This window comes from Paraburkholderia azotifigens (genome assembly GCF_007995085.1).
Lineage (GTDB): Bacteria > Pseudomonadota > Gammaproteobacteria > Burkholderiales > Burkholderiaceae > Paraburkholderia > Paraburkholderia azotifigens.
Map to the genome: position 1 here is coordinate 2,691,832 of NZ_VOQS01000001.1, position 20,644 is coordinate 2,712,475.

Genomic DNA, 20,644 nt, shown 5'->3' on the forward strand with positions numbered 1-20,644 from the left:
AAGCGTCTGTTACCTCCTAGCCGAACAGCGAGTCGAGGTGCGCCACGCTGGCATCGAAGCCGGCGCTTTCGCGAAAACCTTGCTGCAGGAATGCTTCCATGCGCGGATACAGCGCGATGGCCTTGTCGAGCACTGCGTCGCGTCCCGCCGAATACGCGCCGACGTTGATCAGGTCGCGGTTGCGCTGGTAGCGCGACAGCATCTGCTTGAACTGGCGCGTGCGGTCGAGATGCGCGTCGTTGATCAGCGCCGTCATCGCCCGGCTGATCGATGCTTCGATGTCGATGGCGGGATAGTGACCCGCTTCGGCGAGCGCGCGCGACAGCACGATGTGGCCGTCGAGAATCGCGCGCGCCGAGTCGGCGATCGGGTCCTGCTGGTCGTCGCCTTCCGTCAGCACCGTATAGAACGCGGTGATCGAGCCGCCGCCTTCAGGACCATTGCCAGTGCGCTCGACGAGCGCGGGCAGCTTGGCGAACACGGAAGGCGGATAGCCCTTGGTCGCGGGCGGTTCGCCGATTGCGAGCGCGATCTCGCGCTGCGCCATCGCGTAACGCGTGAGCGAGTCCATCAGCAGCAGCACATGCTTGCCCTGATCGCGGAAATATTCGGCGAGCGAGGTCGCGTAGGCGGCACCCTGCATGCGCAAGAGCGGCGACACGTCGGCGGGCGCGGCCACCACGACCGAGCGCGCGAGACCTTCCTCGCCGAGAATCTGCTCGATGAATTCCTTCACTTCGCGGCCGCGTTCGCCGATCAGGCCGATCACGATTACTTCCGCGCTGGTGTAGCGCGCCATCGTGCCGAGCAGCACCGATTTACCGACGCCCGAACCCGCGAACAGCCCCATGCGCTGGCCGCGTCCGACGGTGAGCAGCGCGTTGATCGCGCGCACGCCTACGTCGAGCACCTTGTGAATCGGCTCGCGATGCAGCGGGTTGATGGTCGGCGCCGTGAGCGGTGCGTCGTTGCGCGAGTTGAGCGGACCGAAGCCGTCGAGCGGCTTGCCCGATGCGTCGACCACGCGGCCGAGCAGTTCCCAGCCGACGGGCAGACGCTTCGCGCCCGCCATGGGGTCGGCGATAGGCGCGACTTCCAGCGGATAGACGCGCGCGCCGGGCAGCAGACCGGCGACTTCCGTCGTCGGCATCAGAAACAGCTTGTCGCCGTGAAAGCCGACCACTTCGGCTTCCGCCATCGTGCGCGTGCTGCCGGGCGGCAACTCGATCATCACTTCCGAGCCGACGGCGAGACGCAGGCCGACGGCTTCGAGCACGAGACCGGCGGCGCGCGTCAGACGTCCGCACGCGCGCAGCGGACGGGCGATCTGGTTGCGCTCGCGCAGACCCGTGAGGCGGTTGCGCCATGCCTGCAGATGCGGATTGTCGAGCAGCGCGGGATCGGGCGTGCGCCTGGGCGGCGGCGCCGAATCGCGGCTCGCGGGCGCGGCTTCGGGGTGCGGCGCGCTCGCCCGGGTTTCGCTGGACGGCTTCGCGTCGGCGCCCGCGTGGGCTTCCGAAATCGCGGATTCCAATGCCGCGAGCGACTCTTCCATCTGGGCGACGGTGAGCGCTTCCGCGCCGAACGACGCCAGCGCCAGTTCGCGTTCGAGCGGCGTGAGGTCGCTATGCTGAATGTCTTCGATGGTCGGCTTTACCATGTGCTTGCCTTGCCGAGCGCAGCGGTGACGCGCTCCCAGCGCGTGCCGATGCCGGCGTCCACTTCGCCCGTCGTGGACACGGCGCGGCAGCCGCCGCGTTCGATCGCGGGGTCGGTGCGCACGTTCCAGCCGCGCGTCTGCAGTTCTTCCAGCAGATACGCTTCGACGACGGGCAGATCGGCAGGACTCACGATCAGAGCGGGCGCGCCGACCAGCGCCGGTTCTGTCGCCATCACTTCACGCGCGGCGGCGATGAGCGCCGTCGGATCGTGCTGGACGTGCTGGCGTACGACTTGTTGCGCGATGTCGAGCGCGAGCGCGACGATCGTTTCCGACAGTTCGTGCTGCGCGTTGTCGAGCGCGGCCTTGAACGTTTCGGCGAGTGCGGCGAGCTGCGCCGCTTCCGCGCGTGCTTCCGCCTGACCCTGCTCGAAGCCCTGTGCGCGGCCCTGCTCGTAGCCGGCCTGATAGCCGAGCGCCTGGCCGGCCACGTGACCGGACGCGACGCCCTGCGCGTGCGCGGCATCGCGCAGGCGCTGCAGTTCGGCTTCGAACGCGCCGTCGTCGACTTCGGGCTCGGGTTCCGGCACCGGGTCGAACGAGGCCATCTCCCAGCGCTGGTAGGCCGAGAGGCTTTCCTTGCGCGTGGAGTCGTGGTCAGACATATGCATCTTCTGCCTTGCCGCCGATCACGATTGCTCCCGATTCGGCGAGATTGCGCACGACCTGGAGGATCTTGCGCTGTTGCGTTTCCACTTCCGACACACGGACCGGGCCGCGTGCGTCGAGGTCTTCCGCGAGCAGCTCGGCTGCACGCTGCGACATGTTCGACAGGAACTTCTGGCGCAGCGCGGGCTGCGCGCCCTTCAGCGAGATGATCAGCGTCTCCGACTCGACTTCCTTCAGCAGCAGCTGGATCGCGCGGTCTTCCAGGTCGATCAGGTTGTCGAACACGAACATCTGGTCGATGATCTTCTGCGCGAGTTCCGCGTCGTACTGGCGGACGTTGTCGATGACCGACTCTTCGTGGTTGCCCGACAGGAAGTTGAGGATTTCCGCCGCCGTGCGAATGCCGCCCATCGGGCTGCGCTTCAGGTTGTCGCTGCCCGACAGCAGGCCCGTCAGCACGTCGTCGAGTTCGCGCAGCGCGGCGGGCTGAATGCCGTCGAGCGTCGCGATCCGCAGCAGCACGTCGTTGCGCAGACGTTCCGTGAAGCAGGCGACGATTTCCGACGCCTGATCGCGGTCCAGGTGCACGAGGATCGTCGCGATGATCTGCGGGTGCTCGTTCTTGATGAGTTCGGCGACGGCGGCCGAATCCATCCACTTCAGACCCTCGATACCGCTCGTATCGCTGCCTTGCAGGATACGGTCGATGATCGCACCCGCCTTGTCGTCGCCGAGCGCCTTCGTCAGCACGGAACGGATGTAATCGTTCGAATCGAGCGAGAGGGCCGTGTGCTTGTCCGCCTCGGAGACGAACTCGTGCAGCACTTCGTCGATCTGTTCGCGCGTGATGTTCTTCAGCGACGCCATCGCGACGCCGATCTTCTGGACCTCGCGCGGTCCCAGAAACTTGAATACCTGAGCCGCCTCTTCCTCGCCGATCGACATCAGCAGGAGCGCGCTCTTCAATACGCCTTCAGTGCTCATCGGACACCCAGCTCTTCACGACGGTTGCAACGATCTTCGGATCCTGACGCGCGATCTGACGCGCATATTCGAGGTTCCGCTCATATTTGGCCTTGTCGCTTTCGAGTGCGACGAGGCTGCCTTCGACTTCTTCTTCCGCTGCCACGGCTGCCGCGCTCGGCAGGCCGTCGAGCACCGGTTCGTCCGGCGACGGCAGCGCGGCGACGACTTCCGGCGGCGGCGGGAACGCGCGGCGCAGGGCCGGCTTCACCATCACGAAGTAGAGGAACAGGGCGACGAGGCCGATGCCCGCGTACGTCGCGATCTGCTTGTACATCGCGATCATGTCCTTCGTGCGCCACCACGGCAGGTCGGCATCCGGGTCCGCGATCTGCTGGAACGCGCTGCTCATCACCTTGACCGTGTCGCCGCGCGCCTGGTCGTAGCCCATCGCTTCCTTGACCAGTTGCTCCACCTGCGTGAGCTTGTCGGCGGAGATGGGCTGCATCGTCGCGTGACCCTTCGCGTCGACGACACGCATGTAGTTCACCACCACGGCCACCGACAGGCGCTTGATGCCGCCGACCGCCTGCTCCGTATGGCTCACGGTCTTGCTCAGCTCGTAGTTGGTGGTCGAGTCCTTATGGTCGCTGATCGGCGTCGTCGTCGCGCCGCTCGCGCCGTTCGCGCTCGCCGTGATCGGTGCGGACGCCGGCTGCGGCGGCTGGTTCGACAGCGCGCCCGGCACGCCCGAGGCGCCGCTCTGCGACATTTCGGTAGCCGTGCTGGTCTGCTGGCTGCGAATGGCGGCCTGCTGCGGATCGTTGTTCGGGGCATACCGCTCCGAGGTTTGCTCGTGCTTCGAGAAATCGATGTCCGCGCTCACCGACGAATGCGCGTTGCCCGAGCCGAACATCGGTCCGAGGATCGCGTCGATGCGCTGCTGCGTGTTGCGCTCGATCTGCTGCACGTACTTGAGCTGCGTCGCGTCGAGGCCGGCGCCGTTCGTGCCCGCCTGCGTGAGCAGGTTGCCGTCCTGGTCGACGATCGTCACGCCGCGCACGGGCATGTCGGGCACGGCGGACGCGACCATATGCGTTATCGCCACGACCTGGCCTTCGTCGAGCATGCGGCCGGGATACAGATTCACGAGCACGGACGCCGACGGCGCTTCGCGGTCGCGCACGAACACGGTCGGCTTGGGAATCGCCAGATGGACGCGCGCGGACTTCACCGTCGAAATGGACTCGATCGTGCGTTGCAGTTCGCCTTCCAGCGCACGCTGGTAGTTGATCTGCTCGGCGAACTGGCTGATGCCGAACTTCTGGTTGTCCATCAGTTCGAAGCCGACCGAGCCGCTCTTCGGCAGCCCCTGCGACGCGAGGCGCAGACGCATCTCGTGCACCTGGTCGGCAGGGATCAGGATTGCGCCGCCGGCATCGGAGAACTTGTAGGGAACGTTTGCCTGCTGGAGCGCGGCAACGATTGCGCCGCCGTCCTGATCGGAGACGTTGCTGTACAGCACCTTGTAGTCAGGCGAGCGCGACCAGAGAATCAGGCCCGCGACGACGGCGACCAGTACCGCGACGGCGAAGATCAGCGGCGCGCGTGGATTGCCGCGCATCTGCGTCAGCGAAGCGGGCAGACCGGGGAAGCGCGAGGCAAAGCCGTTGCCCGTGCCGCCGAGGTCGAGGCCCGCTGCGCCCGCCTGGGCGGCTCCCGCTGCGCCCGGCTGCGCGCCGGCGAGGCCCATGCGGGCGTCGGGGGTCATTAAAGAGTTGGCTGACGAATCCATGCGTCGGGTTTCTCCGGAATCCTTTTGCGTTCTGTCGCTTACGGCGCCTTACCACGCCTGTCGACAGAGACTTTCACGCTAGGGATTATCCGCATGGGCAGGCAACCCGATGCGCCGAATAGCGGGGAGTTTCCCCCTTACTTTCACGGCTTTCGGAAAAGGGCCGCTGCTATGCTTCCTGTCCAATCGGTGCATGGCGCGAACGCTCGCCTGCATCTCACTCAGGAGAGAACATGACTTCGCCCATCAATCCGCTCCAGTCGGCCCTGCAACAGATGCAGGCGATGGCAGCCCAGGCCACGGGCGGCAGCGCCCGTGCGGCCAACGAATCCGGCGCCGCCACGGCAGGCGGCTTCGCTTCGGCGCTGAAGGCGTCGATCGACAAGATCAGCGGCGACCAGAAGAGCGCGATCGGCGAAGCCCACGCATTCGAACTCGGCGCGCCGAACGTGTCCCTGAACGATGTGATGGTCGACATGCAGAAGGCCAACGTCGGCTTCCAGTTCGGCCTGCAGGTGCGCAACAAGCTGGTGTCGGCCTACAACGACATCATGCAGATGGCCGTCTGACGCCTTCGGCGAAGCGCGCCACGGGCGTCCGCGTGCATGGCGCCGCTCCTCTCGGCGGCGGCGCGCGGTCTATGCGGGGCGCATCGCCGCCATACGCGCGGCGGCTTCGCTGGACGGCGCTGCTGGCTTCCAGCGAGCCCTGCGTCGAGGTTTCCCGGACTTTCTTGCATGCGCTTCGCCGGTGCAACGGCCTGCCGCTCGCGGCAAACCCACGCGGCGCGCGGCGCAGCGGCGCATTGCTGACGCTTCCTTCCAGCGGGCTAAAGCTTTATTCGTATGAACCGATAACCTTGTTACAAGGGCTGGCTGGGAAGCGCGCGGCAAGGTGACGCAGCGTCCCGGCAGGCCGTCCGCTGTTAGTCCGACCGTCATCTGCAATACAGGAGGAGCGCCGATGTTTTCCCCGGGACACTCTGGAGCCAATGCCTACGCTCGCGTCGGCGTGGAGACAGGGGTGATGGGTGCAAGCCCCCATCGCCTGATCGTGATGTTGTACCAGGGGGCGCGCAAGGCCGTTGCGCAGGCGCGTATGCATCTGCAGCAAGGCGACATTGCGGCCCGCGGCGAGTCGATCGGCAAGGCCATTCAGATCATCGGCGACGGGTTGCAGCAGGCGCTCAACCTCGACGCCGGTGGCGAAATCGCGGAGCGTCTCGACGCGCTCTATAGCTATATGACGCGGCGGCTGCTCGAGGCGAACCTCAAGCAGAGCGAGGCGATGCTCGTCGAAGTCGACGGGCTGCTGTCTACGCTCGAGGAAGCCTGGATTGGAATCGCGCCGGAGATTGCGCGGATGGCGATGCAGTCGTCCGCGGAAAGCATGAGATGAGTTCGAACGCAGAGTATTTCGCCCGCTACGAGGCGATCGCAGCGATTTCAGTCCGGATGGTGATGGCAGCGCGAAACGCGCTTTGGAACGATCTCGTCCTGTTGCAGGACGAGTACCGGCATCTCGTCGACGCGCTGAAACACGCTGAGAACGGCGCGCGCCTGTCCGATGACGAGCGCGCCCGCAAATTCGACCTGATCCGGCAGATCCTCGCGAACGACGCGACGGTCCGCGATCTCGCGAACCCGCGCATGGCCAAGCTGCAGGCGCTGTTTGCGCCGGGCCGCCCGGCCATCGTGCTGACAGAACTTTACCAGGCGCGCTGAGCGCTTTCACACAGTTTCATACGAGCCGCTAGCGGCCACGCAGCGTCAATGCGCGAGAGGAAGCGGGCATGAACGGAATCGACACGGCTGTGGCTGCACTGCTGGCTAGCCGCATCGACAGCCTTCTTCCCGTCGGTGCGCGCGCCGGCGCCACCGCCTCGCAGGCGGACGCCTCGCTTAACGTCAAGACCCCGCCCGTATCGCCCATTCCGGCGACGCCCGCTTCATTGCCCGCATCCGCGCAGACCGCGCTGTCGGCCGTTGCGCTGACGCTCGACGCCATCACGCGTTACGGCGGCGAAGCGACGCCCGCGCTGGTCGGGCAAATGCCCGTGTGGCCCGCCGCGCCCGCGATCGATATCGCGCCGCTGCTGGTCGTCGATACGGGCGCGAACGCGTCGCAGGCGGCGGCTTCGGGCAACGCGCCTTCACAAAGTGCAAGCGGCGCGAGCGCGGCGCAGGGATCGGGCGCGGCGTCGAACATCGTCGCCGCGCCTTTGCCCGTCGCCGAGCTGGCGGCCGCGCTCCAACGCACCGTCGACGAGAGCGGACTCTTCTACGAATCGCATCTGGCGCAATGGCTGTCGGGCCAGCGGCCCGTCGAGTCGCTCGCAGGCGAGGCGCAGAATCGTCTCGCCGATGCCGCGTTGCCGTTGCCGCCCGACGCCGGCCACGACGCCGACGACGCGAATGCGTGGACGCAAGGCCGTCCGTCGGGCAACACGGGGGCCGCGGCCTTCGCGGCCGCCGTCGCCGCCGCGCGCGGCGAGCCGGAAGGACCGCAAGGGCCGCATAACCAGTCGGCGCGCTTCACGACCTTCGATCTCGCGACGCACGACATCATCGAGATGCCCGCCGATCCCATGCACGTGCCGCAGCAGGCGGCCACGAGCCACGCGGCAGGCATCGACGATCCGAACACACCGCAGCAGCAATCGATGCAGGCTTCGCTGCACCCCGCGACGATTCCCCTCGTGCGCCAGCAGCTCGACCTGCTCGCGACGGGGCAATTCCGCTGGACGGGCGAAGCGTGGCCGGGCGCGCGTCTCGACTGGACCATCGAGCAGGACGGCGACGAATGGCGGCGCAGCGGCAATGGCGCCGCCTCCGCCGACGACGAGTATCCGTGGCGCACGCGCCTCACGCTGTCGCTGCCGTCGCTCGGCACCGTCGACGCCGAACTCACGCTGACGGGCACGCGTCTGTCCGCACGCGTGCAGGCGAGTCCGGGCGGCGCGGCGCGGCTCGCCGCGCAGGGCGAGACTTTCCGCCAGCGGCTCGCGCAGGCGGGCATCGAATTGAGCGGCCTGTCGATTCGCGAGATCGGCGGAAGCATGCCGCCGGGCGGGGCGTCGGCGGCTGCGGCTGCGGCGGCCGCTTCGGCATATGCGCGCTCGACCGCGGACAAGCCCGCGCAGCACGACGCCGGCCACGACGATTTCGACTGGGACATGCAATGAGCCGCACGCACCGCAGGAGCGCGGCGGCGCTGGTCTACGACTCGCACGGTCAGGACGAGGCGCCGCGCGTCATCGCCAAGGGCTACGGGCTGGTCGCCGACATGATCGTGCAGCGCGCGAAGGAAGCGGGCCTGTACGTGCACGAATCGCCCGAAATGGTGTCGCTGCTGATGCAGGTCGATCTCGACTCGCGCATTCCGCCGCGGCTGTATCAGGCTGTCGCGGAACTGCTCGCGTGGCTGCATCGGCTGGAAAGCGGTGCCGCCGACGATCCGCCCGTCACCGACGTCGTCGTGTCCCCGCCAGCGCCCGGCGTCTCCAGCGAGCTTTGACGCTCCAGGTCAGAAACGCAGCATCAGGGCAAGCAGCGCCCGCACGCGCCGTCCGTAAGGCGGCGCGATCAGACCGCGCGCATTGAAGCGCGCCTGCGTCAGCACCGGCTTCATCTTCGAGAACGTGACGAAGCCTTCATAGCCGTGATACGCACCCATGCCGCTCGCGCCGACGCCGCCGAACGGCAGGCTCTCGCACGCGAGATGCATCAGCGTTTCGTTGACAGCCATGCCGCCCGCGATCGTTTCGTGCGTAACGCGCGCGATCGTGGCCTTGTCCTCGTCGTACAGATACAGCGACAACGGGCGCGGGCGCGCGTTGACCCAGGCGATCGCGTCGTCGAGCGAGTCGTAGGGAATCACGGGCAGCAAGGGCCCGAAGATTTCCTCCTGCATCAGCGTCACCGAGTCCGGGGCATCCGTCACGGCGATCAGCGGAAAGCGGCGTGCGGCGGCATCGGGCGCGGCGTCCGTCAGCGCGTGCAGCTGCGCGCCCTGTTCGCGCGCTTCATCCGCAAGACGCTGCAGGCGCGCGAAATGGCGCGGCGAAATGATCGACGTGTAATCGGTGTTGCGCGCGAAATTGGGATAGAGACGCGCCATGCGCGTCCGCGCCCGCTCGATGAACGCCTGCTCCTTGCCGCGCGGCACGAGTACATAGTCGGGCGCGACGCAGGTCTGTCCCGCGTTGAGCGTCTTGCCCGCGACGATGCTGTCGACGGCGTAGTCGAAGCGCGCCTGCGGGCCGACGATCGCGGGTGACTTGCCGCCGAGTTCGAGCGTGACGGGCGTCAGATGTTCGGCGGCGGCGCGCATCACGTCGCGGCCCACTTTTGTCGAACCGGTGAACAGCAGATGATCGAACGGTTGCGCGCCGAAGGCGGCCGCAAGCGCTGCATCGCCATTGACGACGGCAACATGATCGCGCGAGAAGGTCTGTGAAATCAGCTGCTCGAACAGCATCGACGTGCGCGGCGTCAGCTCCGACATCTTGATGATTGCGCGATTGCCCGCCGCGAGCGCGCTGATCAGCGGTCCGGCCGCGAGCAGCACGGGGTAGTTCCACGGCACGATGATGCCGGCGACGCCGAGCGGCTGCGGCACGACCCTCGCGCGCGCGGGCAGCAGCCATTTGTTCGCCGCGCGCCGCTGCGCTTTCATCCAGCGCTTGCCGTGGCGCAGCGCACCGTCTATTTCCTCTTTGATGAGCAGAAATTCAGCCAGCAGGATCTCTTCTTTCGCGCGATTGCCGAAGTCGGCGTGCATGGCGTCCGCGAGCGCATCGCGATTGTCGAGCAGCACGTCGCGCAGCGCTTTCAGATGCTCGGCGCGCTGTTCCCATGACGGATACGGCGCACGCAGAAACGCAGCGCGTTGCTCGCGCAACAGCGCTGACAGTGCCGCGATCTCGGGCAGATCGTTTTTCATCTGATCGTCTCTCCCTGTTCCTCTGTTTGTGTGCTGCGCGTGCGGTGGTCAGGCCGTAAAGGCGCGTTCGACGATTGCCGCGTGATCGTACGCGCAAGGCAGCGTGCCGTACACGCGGCCGCTTTCTCCGCAGCCTTCGCCAAGGCGCGTCGCGATGAACGCATCGGCGACGAACGACGGCGCATGCTGCACGAGCAGCACGGCCTGCGCGATCAGCACGATCTGCTGCGCGATGCGGCGCGCCGATGCTTCACGCGTCTCGGGCGCGGACGTCAGGGCTTTCGTCAGCCGGTCGAGCGCGGCGTTCAGCGCGGGATGCGCTTGCGCCTGCGCGCCCCACGCGGCGAGCAACGACTGCGCGGCGTCGGCCTCGCGTTCCATCGCACGCAGCACGTCGAGGCACATCACGTTGCCTGAGCCTTCCCAGATCGAGTTCACAGGGGCTTCGCGATAGAAGCGCGCCATCGGCCCTTCTTCGACGTAGCCGTTGCCGCCCCAGACTTCCATCGCTTCGCCCGTGAATTCAAGCGTGCGTTTGCAGACCCAGTACTTCGCCGCAGGCGTGACGAGGCGGCGCCACGCGCGCTCTTCGGGCGCATTCGTCGTGTCTTCGAAGGCGCGCGCGAGGCGCATGAACAGCACGGTCGCCGCTTCCGATTCGAGCGAGAGATCGGCGAGCACGTTGCGCATCAACGGCTGCTCTGCGAGATGCCGGCCGAACGCGCTGCGATGGCGCGCGTGGTGAATCGCCTGCACGAGCGCCGCTCGCATGAGCGCCGCGCTGCCGATCACGCAGTCGAGCCGCGTGTAGTTCGCCATTTCGATGATGGTCGGCACGCCGCGTCCTTCGTCGCCGATCATCACGCCCCAGGCGTCGAAGAACTCGACTTCGCTGCTCGCGTTCGAACGATTGCCGAGCTTGTCCTTCAGACGCTGGATGCGCACGGCGTTCTTGCCGCCGTCCGGCGCGAAGCGCGGCACGAAGAAGCAGGACAGGCCTTCGTGATCTTCGGTGCGCGCGAGAACCAGGTGAGCATCGCACTGCGGCGCCGAGAAAAACCATTTATGCCCGACTAGCCGATAACCCGCGCCGCGACCGCTGCCGCTTGCCGCGAACGCCTGCGTGCGGTTGCTGCGCACGTCGGAGCCCCCTTGTTTTTCGGTCATGCCCATGCCGATCATCATCGACGTCTTCTGATCGAGCGGCAGGTCGCGCGGATCGTGTTCGCGCGAATACAGCTTGTCGCGCAGCGTCGCGAAGAGTGCGGGTTCGCGCTGCAGCACGGGAATGCTGGCGAAGGTCATCGTCAGCGGACACAGCGAGCCCGATTCGAGTTGCGCATGCAGAAAGTACCCGGCGCAACGCGCGACCATCGCGCCCGGCTGCGGATGGGAGAAGGGCAGCGCGTGCAGTCCTTCGTGGCGCAACAGGCCGAGCAGCGTATGCCATGCGGGGTGGAATTCGAGTGAATCGATGCGCTCGCCGCGCGGGCTGAACGACGCGAGTTCGGGCGCGTGGCGGTTCGCGAGATCGGCGAGTGCGAGGATGTCGGGTGTCGTCAGCGCGGCGCCGTCGCGCGCGAGCGTCTCGCGATGCCACGCTGCGCCTTCGCGCTCGACGGCAGCAGCAAGCGCGGCATCGCTTGCAAACAGGTTGTAGTTTGCGAGCGGCGGAACCTGATTGGTCACTTCATGCGTCATGCCGGGGCCGAACCGTTCCATCTGATGTCTCCGTTCGATGCACGCGCGCCGTCCAGTGTCCGGGCCGCTGTTTTATGTGAGCGCGCGAGCCTCGTGAACAGAGGGCGACGCGCAGAAGACCGTGTTTGAACGATGCTCGCACGCGAGAATTAGCGCGGACGGGATCTTTCATCATAGGGGCGCGGCGCGGGTTCCGTTTAGAGGGATCGCTCTGACGGAGACGGCGCGAGATCGGCGCGCGCTCCCTACAATGCGCAGACAGCGCATGTAGACAAGTGTGCACGAGACAGGTGTCGCCAGCAACGCGCGGCACGAACAGGAGGAGCGGATGCAATACGACTACGTCATCGTCGGCGCGGGTTCGGGCGGCTGTTCGCTGGCCGGGCGTCTTGCGGAGCAATGTCCCGATGCGACCATCGTGCTCATCGAGGCGGGCCCGCATACCGAACGCAATCTCTTCGTCAACATGCCGCTCGGCGTCGCCGCCGTCGTGCCGTTCCAGCTCAAGACTAACTACGGGTATCTGACTACGCCGCAACCCGGCCTGAACGGACGGCGCGGTTATCAGCCGCGCGGACGCGGCTACGGTGGATCGAGCGCGATCAATGCGATGGTCTACACGCGCGGCCATCCGCTCGATTACGACGACTGGGCGAGTCTCGGCTGCGACGGCTGGTCGTTCGACGACGTGTTGCCGTACTTTCGCCGCGCCGAATGCAACGAGCGCGGCGCCGATGCGCTGCACGGCGCCGACGGTCCGCTGAGCGTGTCGGATCTGCGTTTTCAGAATCCGTTTTCGCATCGCTTCGTCAAGGCAGCCGTCGAAGCAGGCTTTCCGCGCAACGACGACTTCAATGGGCCGATGCAGGAAGGTGTCGGCTTCTATCAGGTGACGCAGCGCGGCGGCCAGCGCTGGAGCGTGGCGCGCGCGTACATCTATGGCCGCTCGCGTCCGAATCTGCACACCATCGCCGATGCCGCCGTGCTGCGCGTGCTGTTCGAAGGCAAACGCGCGACGGGCGTCGAAGTGATGCGCGGCGGCGTGAAGGGAATCATCGAGGCGCGCTGCGAAGTCGTGCTCGCGGCGGGCGCCTTCAACTCCCCGCAACTGCTGATGTGCTCGGGCATCGGTCCCGCCGCGCATCTGCGCGCGTTCGGCATTCCCGTGCTGCACGACGCGCCCGAAGTCGGACGCAATCTGACCGATCACGTCGATTTCACGATCAACAAGCGTGTGCCGTCGACGCAACTCACCGGTTTCTCGCTGCGCGGCTTCGCGAAGATGGTGCCGGGCTTCTATTCGTATCTGCGCAATGGGCGCGGCATGCTGACGAGCAACGTCGCGGAAGCGGGCGGCTTCCTGAAGAGCCGGCCGACGCTCGACCGGCCCGATCTGCAACTCCACTTCTGCACCGCGCTCGTCGACGATCACAACCGCCGGATGCACTGGGGGCACGGCTACTCGTTGCATGTGTGCGTGCTGCGTCCGCATAGCCGCGGCTCCGTGACGCTCGCGAGCAGTGACGCGCGCGAGGCGCCCGTCATCGATCCGGCGTTTCTCAGCGATCCGCGCGATCTCGATCTGCTCGTCGAAGGCGTGCATCTGTCGCGGCGGATTCTGGATGCGCCGTCGCTCGCGCTGTGCGGCGGCCGCGAGCTCTACACGCGGCACGGGCAGACGGACGCCGAATTGCGCGCGACCATCGCCGCGCACGCGGACACGATCTATCACCCGGTGTCCACGTGCCGGATGGGCGGCGACCCGCGCTCTGTCGTCGACACCCAATTGCGCGTGCGTGGTGTAACAGGACTGCGGGTAGTCGACGCTTCCGTGATGCCGACGCTGATCGGCGGCAACACGAACGCGCCCACCGTGATGATCGGCGAACGTGCCGCCGATTTCATCGCCAGCACGCGTCGCCTGGCCGGCGCCGCGAGCCCGACCCTCGCGGGAGAACTCGCGCCTGCGGTCCGATGTGACGCAGAACAACACCCAAGATAAGAGTATTCCTATAAAGGTCAAAAATCGTTCATCGCTTCATTTCTGAGATTTTCACGCTCCTATAATCGCGGCCCAACGAAGGGCGCATGGGCGCGCGTTCGAAATTCAGGGAAACGAATCGATGAGTGTCAATGTGATTCAGTTGGTCCGGTCTGCGTTGCCGGAGGCGGTGGTTCGACAGCTGTCGAATTGCCTCGGATTGCCGCCGGAAGCGACGGCGAAAGTAATGGACGTCACCACGCCGGCGCTCGTCGCCGGACTGCTGAACAAATGCTCGACGCTCGACGGCGCGCGGGCTTTGTTTGCGAGCGTCCTGGGTCAGGAAGTCAACGCGGATATCGCCGAACAACTGCCGCGCATTTTCGCGAGCACAACGGGCGTCACGCAGCTGTCGTCGACGGGACGCCATCTGCTCGAACATCTGTTCGAGCGGCGCATCGACGGCCTGAGCGATGCGGTGTCGATGCAGACGGGCGTGCCCGCGCACGCGACCCACGCGGTGTCGGGCATCGCGGGCGGCATTCTGATGGGCGTGCTCAAGCGCCACATTCTCGATCATCAGGGCAACGTCGGCCAGTTGCCGGCGCTGCTTGGCCAGCAGTTGCCGCATATTGCGCCGTTCCTGAACGACGGCCTGACGATGGTGCTCGGTCTGGGCGGTGCAACGGCATTCGCGCAGGCCGTCGGTTCGCAGGTGCGCGCGGTGTCGTCGCATTTCGAGCATCCGGCGGCAGCGCCCGCACCCGTGCGCGCGCCCGCCGAGCCGACGCTGCCTCCGAATGCGCCGGCCGCCATGCAGCCTGCGCGCGAGGTGCGCGAAGTACGTGAAGTGCGGCATGTCGGTCCGAAGGCCAAGCACTGGCTCGGCGTGGCGGCGTTGTCCGCGCTGATCGGCGCGTTGGCGGCGATGCTGACGTGGGTCGCGCTCGCGTACTGCCCGTCCGCGACGGGAATCCTCGGCCGTAACGCGCTCGCGGCCGAGCCTGCCGCAGCGGATGCGTCCGCCGCGACGCAAACCGCTGTCCAGCAGACTTCGCAGACCACGCACGACGATGCCGCCAGCGCTTCGGGCAAAGTGGAGCCGGATGCAGCGCCCGCCGCAGCGAAGGATTCGCAACTGATCGTTTCCGTCAACAGGAACGGCAAGCCGACCATCACCGCGACCGTCCAGAACGTCGCGGAAAAGTCGCAACTGCTGAACGCACTGACGAAGAAGTTCGGCGCGGGCAACTTCAACGCCGACATCACGCTCGACGACAGCCGCAAGGGCGCCGACTGGCTCGCGCATCTCGACGCGCTGATGCCGCTGCTGGCGACGCCGGGAGCGGAGATGAAGATCGACGGCACGCGGGTCGAACTGAGCGGCGCCGCCGCCGATGCAAAATCCGGCTGGCTGGACCGACTGAAGTCGCTGTTCGGCGCGCCGTATCAGGTGAGCGCGTTCGATCCGGCGCAAGCCGTCGCGAATGCCGCGCAGTCGTTCCAGAATGCAGCGAAGTCGCTGCTCGCGCCGGGCGCATCGTGCGCAGTGGCTGATCTGGTGAAGACGCTGAACTTGCAGGTCGTCAATTTTGCGTCGCGGGACGCGCACGTGCCGCAATCGGCATTCGAAGATCTGAATCAGTCCGCGCAACTGCTGCAGACCTGCGTGAAAAGCGGTCATGCGCCGAAGCTCGAAGTGGCCGGCTACTCGGACAACGTCGGCAGCGAATCCGCGAATATGGAACTGTCGAAGGAGCGCGCCGATGCCGTGCGTGCGTACCTCGTGAAAGCAGGCGTGCCCGCCGACGCGCTCGTCGCCCACGGCTACGGCAACGTGCGCCCCGTGGCGAGCAACGCGACGGAAAGCGGGCGCTTCGCGAACCGGCGGATCGAATTCACCGACGCGCAAGCGCAGCCGCAGTAAGACGAGGGAAGTAAGACGAGGGAAGTCGGATCGCGATGCCGCCCGGTGCAAACCGGGCGGCATTTTTCATTTCAGCGGCGGCCGCGCGCGGTCGGTCGGAGCGGCGGGCACATCGAAGGTGGGCGGGTGAGTGAAGTTGTCGGTGGTGAGTCCCGGCAGCGTTTCGCGTGCCACTTCAAGCCATGCGCGCGCCGCATGCGACAGATAGCCGTTGCGCCGCCAGCCGATCGCCATTTCCCAAGGAATCTCGGGCGCGACGACGGGCCGGCACGTGAACTGCGCGGCGTCGAGCCGCCTGCAATACGGCGCGGGCAGCAGCGCAATGCCGACACCTGCCAGCACGAGCGCCGCCATGAAATCCCAGTGTCCGCTGCGCCCGACGATGGTCGGCGCGAAACCCGCCGTGCGGCACGCCGTCAGCACGACGTCGTTCAGCGCAAGACTTTCGCCGTAGAACACGAACGGCTCCTGCGCGAGATCGGCGAGGGGGACTTCCTGCAGCGCATCCCAGCGCGAGCCGTGACGCGCGACGAGCCACAGCACCTGACGGGTCATCGGCAGCACGTCGATCATGTCGTCGACGGGCTGAAGCACGCCCCCCAGTTCCAGTTCGCCCGAAATCAGCGCGGCCTCGATGGCCTTCGAGCCCTGCTCGAACAGCTTCAGCTCGACCTTCGGATAACGCTGCCGGAACGCGGCGATCGCGGGTGTGAACAGCGAACCGCCCATCGGCGGAATGCCGATCGTCAGTTCGCCGCGCCCCAGCTTGTCAAGGTCGTTCAGCTCGGCCTGCAGTTGCGCGTAGGCGGCGAGCACGTCCTGACCGCGCTGATAGACGATGCGGCCGGCGTCCGTCAGCACCATCTGGCGGCCGTCGCGCAGCAGCAGCGGCGAGCCGATCTCGTCTTCCAGCGCCTTCACCATCTTGCTGATGGTCGGCTGCGTGACGAACATCTGCTCGGCCGCGACGGTGAAGCTCTGCTGCCGTACGACCTCGACGAAATAGCGGAGCGCGCGCAGTTCCATGTCCGTAGCCCTCTTCTTAAGCTTCAATTCCAAATTGGAATGAAGCAGATAATTCTAAGTCATTATATTTATGCTGCACCGCACCCTATACTGAATCTCATCTGAAAGTCACCTAGGGTTTGCCATGATCTCGCCGCTGATCGCCCGTCTTGCCGCTTCCATCCGCCTCGATGCGACGTCGCCTGTCGCGAAGATCGGCCGGATCGCCGTGCAGAGCGCGGCCATTGCCGGCGTCTGGTTCGCCGCCGATTACATCGTGCGCCGTTTCGGCCTGCCCGTGCCGGGCGGCGTCGTGGGACTCGTCGCGCTGCTGGCGCTGCTGTTCTGCGGCGGCGTCGCGCCGCGTTGGGTGAAGGCGGGCGCGGACTGGCTGCTGTCGGACATGCTGCTGTTCTTCATTCCCGCCGCCGTCGCGGCCGTCCAGTACGGCGGCCTGTTCCGCGAAGACGGCTGGCGCCTGGCGCTGGTCGTGGTCGCGGGCACGCTGATGGTGATGGTGGCCGTGGCTTTCGCCGTCGAACAGGCCGCGCGCCTCGAACGCCGCCTCGCACTGCGTCGCGTGATGGTTCAGCGCGCGCCCGTCGAGCGCCGTGCTGCCGGCCGCAGCTTCCTCTAATCCACGTTCCGGACGGTTCCGTTCATGAGCGCCTTCTACTCGTCTCTTTTCGCCGACGACGCGTCCCGGCTCATCGCCGCCGGCTGCTTCGTGCTGACGGTGTCGCTCTATTTCGCGTCGAAGGCGCTGTATGCGCGCTTCCGCTCTCCTTGGCTCACGCCGCTGCTGGCCGTGCCCGCGGTGCTGGCCGCGATCGTCGTCGTCGCGCGGATTCCGTACGCCGTCTACTTTCAGGACACGCGCTGGCTGATGTGGCTGCTCGGCCCGGCCACCGTTGCGTTTGCGGTGCCCATCTACGAATACCGCGAGCTGCTCAAGCGCCACTGGATTTCGCTCACCGTCGGCGTGACGGTCGGCATCGTCGTCGCCGTGGGCGGGTCGCTGGCGCTGTCGAAGCTGCTGCATCTGTCGCCGGAACTGCAGCGCAGTCTGATGACACGTTCGGTGTCGACGCCGTTTGCGCTCGCCGTGTCCGACAAGATTCACGCGCCGAAGGATCTGACGGCACTGTTCGTGATCGCGACGGGCGTGTGCGGCATGTTGTTCGGCGAGATCGTGCTGGCGCTCGTGCCGCTGCGCACGCGGCTGGCGCGCGGCGCGCTGTTCGGCGCGGCGGCGCACGGCGTCGGCACTGCGAAGGCGCGTGAACTGGGCAGCGAAGAGGGCGTGGTCGCGAGCCTGACGATGATGATCGCGGGCGTCGTCATGGTGCTGCTTGCGCCGCTGTTCGGGATGCTGCCGCTTTGACCTGCAGAAGGACTGAGCCTATTTTGAGATGAGTGTCGGCGCGTCCGCCTTATGATCGCCGGCGTCATTCACTCCGAGGCCGGTTCAGGCGATGCATCCCCTCTCCGTCATCATTCCCTGCTACAACGCCGAGCGCACGCTGGCCCGCACGCTCGAAGGCTGTGTCGCGCAACCGGAAGCGGCGCAGATCGTCGTGGTTGACGACGGCTCGCAGGACGCTTCGCGCGAAATCGCCGCGCAATTTGCGCAGCACTATCCGCACATCGAACTGCTGAGCATGCCGCAAAACGGCGGCGCGGCGCGCGCGCGGAACTGGGGCGCGATGCATGCGCGGCATCCGCTGCTCGCCTTCGTCGACGCCGACGACGAATATCTGCCCGGCGCGCTCGCTGCGGCCGCCCAATTCCTGCAAGATCATCCGCGTCAGCCGTCGATCCGTTTCGACGTCGAGTATTGCGGCTTTCCCGCGGACATCACCTCCCATCCGCGCTTCGCCGAGCACGCGGCGACGCTGAGCAACACAGTGCCGAGCAGTCTGGTGATCCGGCGCTCGCTGTACGCGGCATTCGGCGGTTTTCCGCTCGACGACGTGTTCCGCCGCCACGGCGGCGAAGACGGCGCGTTTTCGCTCGCGCTGCTAAATATCTTCGGCAATCCGCGCCTCGACGACTGCAAGCGCGTGCGCATGCACTATCACCCGAACATCCACGCCGAGCGGTATTTCCGCATTTCGATGGGCATGCTCGACGCGTCCGACGAACTCGTCGACTCGACACGCGAGGCCTCCTGGCGGTTCGTGCGCCATGCCTACGACGCGATCCGTGAATTGCGCGACGCCGAACTCGCACCGCATCTGGCCGCGCAGGCCTCGCAATCCCCGCCAGGTCAATCGGCATAGCCTGAATCGCCGTACCCGCTCGTCATCTCGTTTTGCTACAATCGCCGTTCGTCTTCGAGGAGCGTTGCGACGGGTTCGGCCCGCCAGGCTCGAAGGCTTTCAATCGGAAGGATTGGACGCGCGCCGCGCCTACAAACCAACCGCATCGAACGGCGCTCACGTCACATTTCTAGTCTTTTTTAGAAAGGAGGGCGTGATGAACGCCGCAGTTATCGATTCCAAAGATTACATTGTTGCCGACATGTCGCTGGCCGACTGGGGGCGCAAGGAACTCACCATCGCCGAGACCGAAATGCCCGGTCTCATGCAAACGCGCGAAGAGTACAAGGCCCAGCAACCGTTGAAGGGCGCACGCATCGCTGGCTCCCTGCACATGACGATTCAAACGGGTGTGCTGATCGAGACGCTGACGGCGCTCGGCGCCGACGTCCGCTGGGCATCGTGCAACATCTTCTCGACGCAGGACCACGCCGCTGCCGCGATCGCGCAGGGCGGCACGCCCGTGTTCGCATTCAAGGGCGAATCGCTCGATGAATACTGGGAGTTCTCGCACCGCATCTTCGAATGGCCGAACGGCGAATTCGCCAACATGATCCTCGACGACGGCGGCGACGCAACGCTGCTGCTGATTCTCGGCTCGAAGGCCGAAAAGGATCGCTCGGTCATCGGCAAGCCGACCAACGAGGAAGAAGTCGCGCTGTACAAGTCGATCGAAAAGCATCTCGAGATCGATCCGACGTGGTATTCGAAGCGTCTCGCGCACATCAAGGGCGTGACGGAAGAAACGACGACGGGCGTGCATCGTCTGTATCAGATGGAGAAGGAAGGCCGTCTGCCGTTCCCCGCGATCAACGTCAACGACTCGGTCACGAAGTCGAAGTTCGACAATCTGTATGGCTGCCGCGAATCGCTCGTCGACGGCATCAAGCGCGCAACGGACGTGATGATCGCGGGCAAGATCGCGGTCGTTGCAGGCTACGGCGACGTGGGCAAGGGCTGCGCGCAATCGCTGCGTGGTCTCGGCGCGACCGTGTGGGTCACGGAAATCGATCCGATCTGCGCGCTGCAAGCCGCGATGGAAGGCTACCGCGTCGTGACGATGGAATACGCCGCCGACAAGGCCGACATCTTCGTGACGGCAACGGGCAACTACCACGTGATCGGCCATGACCACATGAAGGCGATGCGCCACAACGCGATCGTCTGCAACATCGGCCACTTCGACTCGGAAATCGACGTCGCATCGACGCGCCAGTACCAGTGGGAAAACATCAAGCCGCAAGTCGACCACATCATCTTCCCGGACGGCAAGCGCGTGATCCTGCTGGCTGAAGGCCGCCTCGTGAACCTGGGCTGCGCGACGGGCCACCCGTCGTTCGTGATGTCGAACTCGTTCACGAACCAGACGCTCGCGCAGATCGAACTGTTCGTCGAAGGCACCAAGTACGAGAACAAGGTCTACGTGCTGCCGAAGCAACTGGACGAGAAGGTCGCGCGTCTGCACCTCGCGCGCATCGGCGCGAACCTGACGGAGCTGACGACGGAGCAGGCAGGCTACATCGGCGTCGACAAGAACGGTCCGTTCAAGCCGAACCACTACCGCTACTAAGTCGAAACATGGCGGCATGAACGATGCGCCCGCGTGCTCCCGCACGCGGCTGCATCGGATGAAGCAGACGGCCGATGCGACGCATGGCATCGGCCGATGCTTCGCGCG

The 20,644-nt window shown here is 66.1% G+C and carries 18 protein-coding genes and 1 riboswitch; of the genes, 11 read left to right on the top strand and 7 right to left on the bottom strand.

Annotated elements, in window-relative coordinates; genetic code table 11:
* Positions 1–16: 16 nt before the first annotated feature.
* Genes fliI through fliF form a run of 4 tightly spaced genes read right to left on the bottom strand, consistent with a single transcriptional unit; the run spans position 17 to position 5,087 of the window.
* A complete protein-coding gene (gene fliI, locus FRZ40_RS11955; RefSeq protein WP_028367382.1) occupies positions 17–1,660 on the bottom strand; it encodes a flagellar protein export ATPase FliI in 1,644 nt (547 codons plus the stop codon).
* Positions 1,654–2,331 (bottom strand): flagellar assembly protein FliH, encoded by a 678-nt coding sequence (gene fliH / locus FRZ40_RS11960; RefSeq protein WP_028367383.1) that lies wholly within the window; start codon positions 2,329–2,331, stop codon positions 1,654–1,656. The genes fliI and fliH overlap by 7 nt, the downstream gene beginning before the upstream one ends.
* Complete coding sequence (gene fliG, locus FRZ40_RS11965) at positions 2,318–3,313, bottom strand: flagellar motor switch protein FliG (RefSeq protein WP_028367384.1); 996 nt, start codon at positions 3,311–3,313, stop codon at positions 2,318–2,320. Before fliG ends, fliH begins: the two co-directional genes overlap by 14 nt.
* Positions 3,303–5,087: a flagellar basal-body MS-ring/collar protein FliF gene (gene fliF / locus FRZ40_RS11970; protein WP_147234224.1), complete on the bottom strand. Its 1,785-nt coding sequence runs from the start codon at positions 5,085–5,087 to the stop codon at positions 3,303–3,305. Before fliF ends, fliG begins: the two co-directional genes overlap by 11 nt.
* Positions 5,088–5,320: 233 nt before the next feature.
* Between fliF and fliE the strand changes: the two genes are divergently transcribed.
* The 5 genes from fliE to FRZ40_RS11995 all read left to right on the top strand — a co-directional run bounded on the left by fliE (position 5,321) and on the right by FRZ40_RS11995 (position 8,603).
* The gene (gene fliE / locus FRZ40_RS11975; protein WP_147234225.1) at positions 5,321–5,656 is read left to right on the top strand and encodes a flagellar hook-basal body complex protein FliE; all 336 of its coding nucleotides are present in this window, start codon (positions 5,321–5,323) and stop codon (positions 5,654–5,656) included.
* Positions 5,657–6,050: 394 nt separating this feature from the next.
* Positions 6,051–6,485 carry a flagellar export chaperone FliS gene (fliS, locus tag FRZ40_RS11980; RefSeq protein WP_028367387.1) on the top strand — a complete coding sequence of 145 codons (435 nt, stop codon included), beginning with the start codon at positions 6,051–6,053 and terminating at the stop codon, positions 6,483–6,485.
* Positions 6,482–6,811: a flagellar protein FliT gene (locus FRZ40_RS11985; RefSeq protein WP_028367388.1), complete on the top strand. Its 330-nt coding sequence runs from the start codon at positions 6,482–6,484 to the stop codon at positions 6,809–6,811. The genes fliS and FRZ40_RS11985 overlap by 4 nt, the downstream gene beginning before the upstream one ends.
* A 68-nt stretch (positions 6,812–6,879) precedes the next feature.
* A complete protein-coding gene (fliK, locus tag FRZ40_RS11990; RefSeq protein ID WP_147234226.1) occupies positions 6,880–8,271 on the top strand; it encodes a flagellar hook-length control protein FliK in 1,392 nt (463 codons plus the stop codon).
* The gene (locus FRZ40_RS11995; RefSeq protein WP_147234227.1) at positions 8,268–8,603 is read left to right on the top strand and encodes an EscU/YscU/HrcU family type III secretion system export apparatus switch protein; all 336 of its coding nucleotides are present in this window, start codon (positions 8,268–8,270) and stop codon (positions 8,601–8,603) included. Before fliK ends, FRZ40_RS11995 begins: the two co-directional genes overlap by 4 nt.
* 9 nt (positions 8,604–8,612) lie before the next feature.
* Here FRZ40_RS11995 and FRZ40_RS12000 read toward each other — a convergent pair whose 3' ends face one another.
* Entirely contained in the window at positions 8,613–10,031 is a 1,419-nt protein-coding gene (locus FRZ40_RS12000; RefSeq protein WP_147234228.1) for a coniferyl aldehyde dehydrogenase, read from the bottom strand.
* Between the two features lie 48 nt (positions 10,032–10,079).
* Entirely contained in the window at positions 10,080–11,753 is a 1,674-nt protein-coding gene (locus FRZ40_RS12005; RefSeq protein ID WP_147234229.1) for an isovaleryl-CoA dehydrogenase, read from the bottom strand.
* 307 nt (positions 11,754–12,060) lie between these two features.
* Here FRZ40_RS12005 and FRZ40_RS12010 point away from each other — a divergent pair, with 307 nt between their 5' ends.
* Both FRZ40_RS12010 and FRZ40_RS12015 read left to right on the top strand, forming a co-directional pair.
* Positions 12,061–13,734, top strand: a complete 1,674-nt coding sequence (locus FRZ40_RS12010; RefSeq protein ID WP_147234230.1) for a GMC family oxidoreductase — start codon at positions 12,061–12,063, stop codon at positions 13,732–13,734.
* A gap of 121 nt (positions 13,735–13,855) precedes the next feature.
* A complete protein-coding gene (locus tag FRZ40_RS12015; protein WP_147234231.1) occupies positions 13,856–15,640 on the top strand; it encodes an OmpA family protein in 1,785 nt (594 codons plus the stop codon).
* 66 nt (positions 15,641–15,706) lie between these two features.
* Here FRZ40_RS12015 and FRZ40_RS12020 read toward each other — a convergent pair whose 3' ends face one another.
* Positions 15,707–16,666: a LysR family transcriptional regulator gene (locus FRZ40_RS12020; RefSeq protein ID WP_147234232.1), complete on the bottom strand. Its 960-nt coding sequence runs from the start codon at positions 16,664–16,666 to the stop codon at positions 15,707–15,709.
* Positions 16,667–16,790: 124 nt separating this feature from the next.
* Between FRZ40_RS12020 and FRZ40_RS12025 the strand changes: the two genes are divergently transcribed.
* The 4 genes from FRZ40_RS12025 (at position 16,791) to ahcY (ending at position 20,536) form a co-directional block, all read left to right on the top strand.
* Entirely contained in the window at positions 16,791–17,282 is a 492-nt protein-coding gene (locus FRZ40_RS12025; RefSeq protein ID WP_028367395.1) for a CidA/LrgA family protein, read from the top strand.
* 24 nt (positions 17,283–17,306) lie between these two features.
* Positions 17,307–18,029 (top strand): LrgB family protein, encoded by a 723-nt coding sequence (locus tag FRZ40_RS12030; RefSeq protein WP_028367396.1) that lies wholly within the window; start codon positions 17,307–17,309, stop codon positions 18,027–18,029.
* 91 nt (positions 18,030–18,120) lie between these two features.
* Complete coding sequence (locus FRZ40_RS12035; RefSeq protein WP_147234233.1) at positions 18,121–18,927, top strand: glycosyltransferase family 2 protein; 807 nt, start codon at positions 18,121–18,123, stop codon at positions 18,925–18,927.
* Between the two features lie 50 nt (positions 18,928–18,977).
* A riboswitch (S-adenosyl-L-homocysteine riboswitch) is annotated at positions 18,978–19,092 on the top strand.
* A gap of 31 nt (positions 19,093–19,123) precedes the next feature.
* On the top strand, positions 19,124–20,536 hold the full coding sequence (gene ahcY / locus FRZ40_RS12040) for an adenosylhomocysteinase (RefSeq protein ID WP_147234234.1): 1,413 nt from the start codon (positions 19,124–19,126) through the stop codon (positions 20,534–20,536).
* Positions 20,537–20,644: the final 108 nt, after the last annotated feature.

Coding starts and splice junctions, on each gene's coding strand:
- fliE (WP_147234225.1), top strand. CDS start 5,321: ATGACTTCGCCCATCAATCCGCTCCAGTCGGCCCTGCAACAGATGCAG.
- fliS (WP_028367387.1), top strand. CDS start 6,051: ATGTTTTCCCCGGGACACTCTGGAGCCAATGCCTACGCTCGCGTCGGC.
- FRZ40_RS12035 (WP_147234233.1), top strand. CDS start 18,121: ATGCATCCCCTCTCCGTCATCATTCCCTGCTACAACGCCGAGCGCACG.
- FRZ40_RS12025 (WP_028367395.1), top strand. CDS start 16,791: ATGATCTCGCCGCTGATCGCCCGTCTTGCCGCTTCCATCCGCCTCGAT.
- ahcY (WP_147234234.1), top strand. CDS start 19,124: ATGAACGCCGCAGTTATCGATTCCAAAGATTACATTGTTGCCGACATG.
- FRZ40_RS12030 (WP_028367396.1), top strand. CDS start 17,307: ATGAGCGCCTTCTACTCGTCTCTTTTCGCCGACGACGCGTCCCGGCTC.
- fliG (WP_028367384.1), bottom strand. CDS start 3,313: ATGAGCACTGAAGGCGTATTGAAGAGCGCGCTCCTGCTGATGTCGATC.
- FRZ40_RS12020 (WP_147234232.1), bottom strand. CDS start 16,666: ATGGAACTGCGCGCGCTCCGCTATTTCGTCGAGGTCGTACGGCAGCAG.
- fliH (WP_028367383.1), bottom strand. CDS start 2,331: ATGCATATGTCTGACCACGACTCCACGCGCAAGGAAAGCCTCTCGGCC.
- fliI (WP_028367382.1), bottom strand. CDS start 1,660: ATGGTAAAGCCGACCATCGAAGACATTCAGCATAGCGACCTCACGCCG.
- FRZ40_RS12005 (WP_147234229.1), bottom strand. CDS start 11,753: ATGGAACGGTTCGGCCCCGGCATGACGCATGAAGTGACCAATCAGGTT.
- FRZ40_RS12000 (WP_147234228.1), bottom strand. CDS start 10,031: ATGAAAAACGATCTGCCCGAGATCGCGGCACTGTCAGCGCTGTTGCGC.
- fliK (WP_147234226.1), top strand. CDS start 6,880: ATGAACGGAATCGACACGGCTGTGGCTGCACTGCTGGCTAGCCGCATC.
- FRZ40_RS12010 (WP_147234230.1), top strand. CDS start 12,061: ATGCAATACGACTACGTCATCGTCGGCGCGGGTTCGGGCGGCTGTTCG.
- fliF (WP_147234224.1), bottom strand. CDS start 5,087: ATGGATTCGTCAGCCAACTCTTTAATGACCCCCGACGCCCGCATGGGC.
- FRZ40_RS11985 (WP_028367388.1), top strand. CDS start 6,482: ATGAGTTCGAACGCAGAGTATTTCGCCCGCTACGAGGCGATCGCAGCG.
- FRZ40_RS12015 (WP_147234231.1), top strand. CDS start 13,856: ATGAGTGTCAATGTGATTCAGTTGGTCCGGTCTGCGTTGCCGGAGGCG.
- FRZ40_RS11995 (WP_147234227.1), top strand. CDS start 8,268: ATGAGCCGCACGCACCGCAGGAGCGCGGCGGCGCTGGTCTACGACTCG.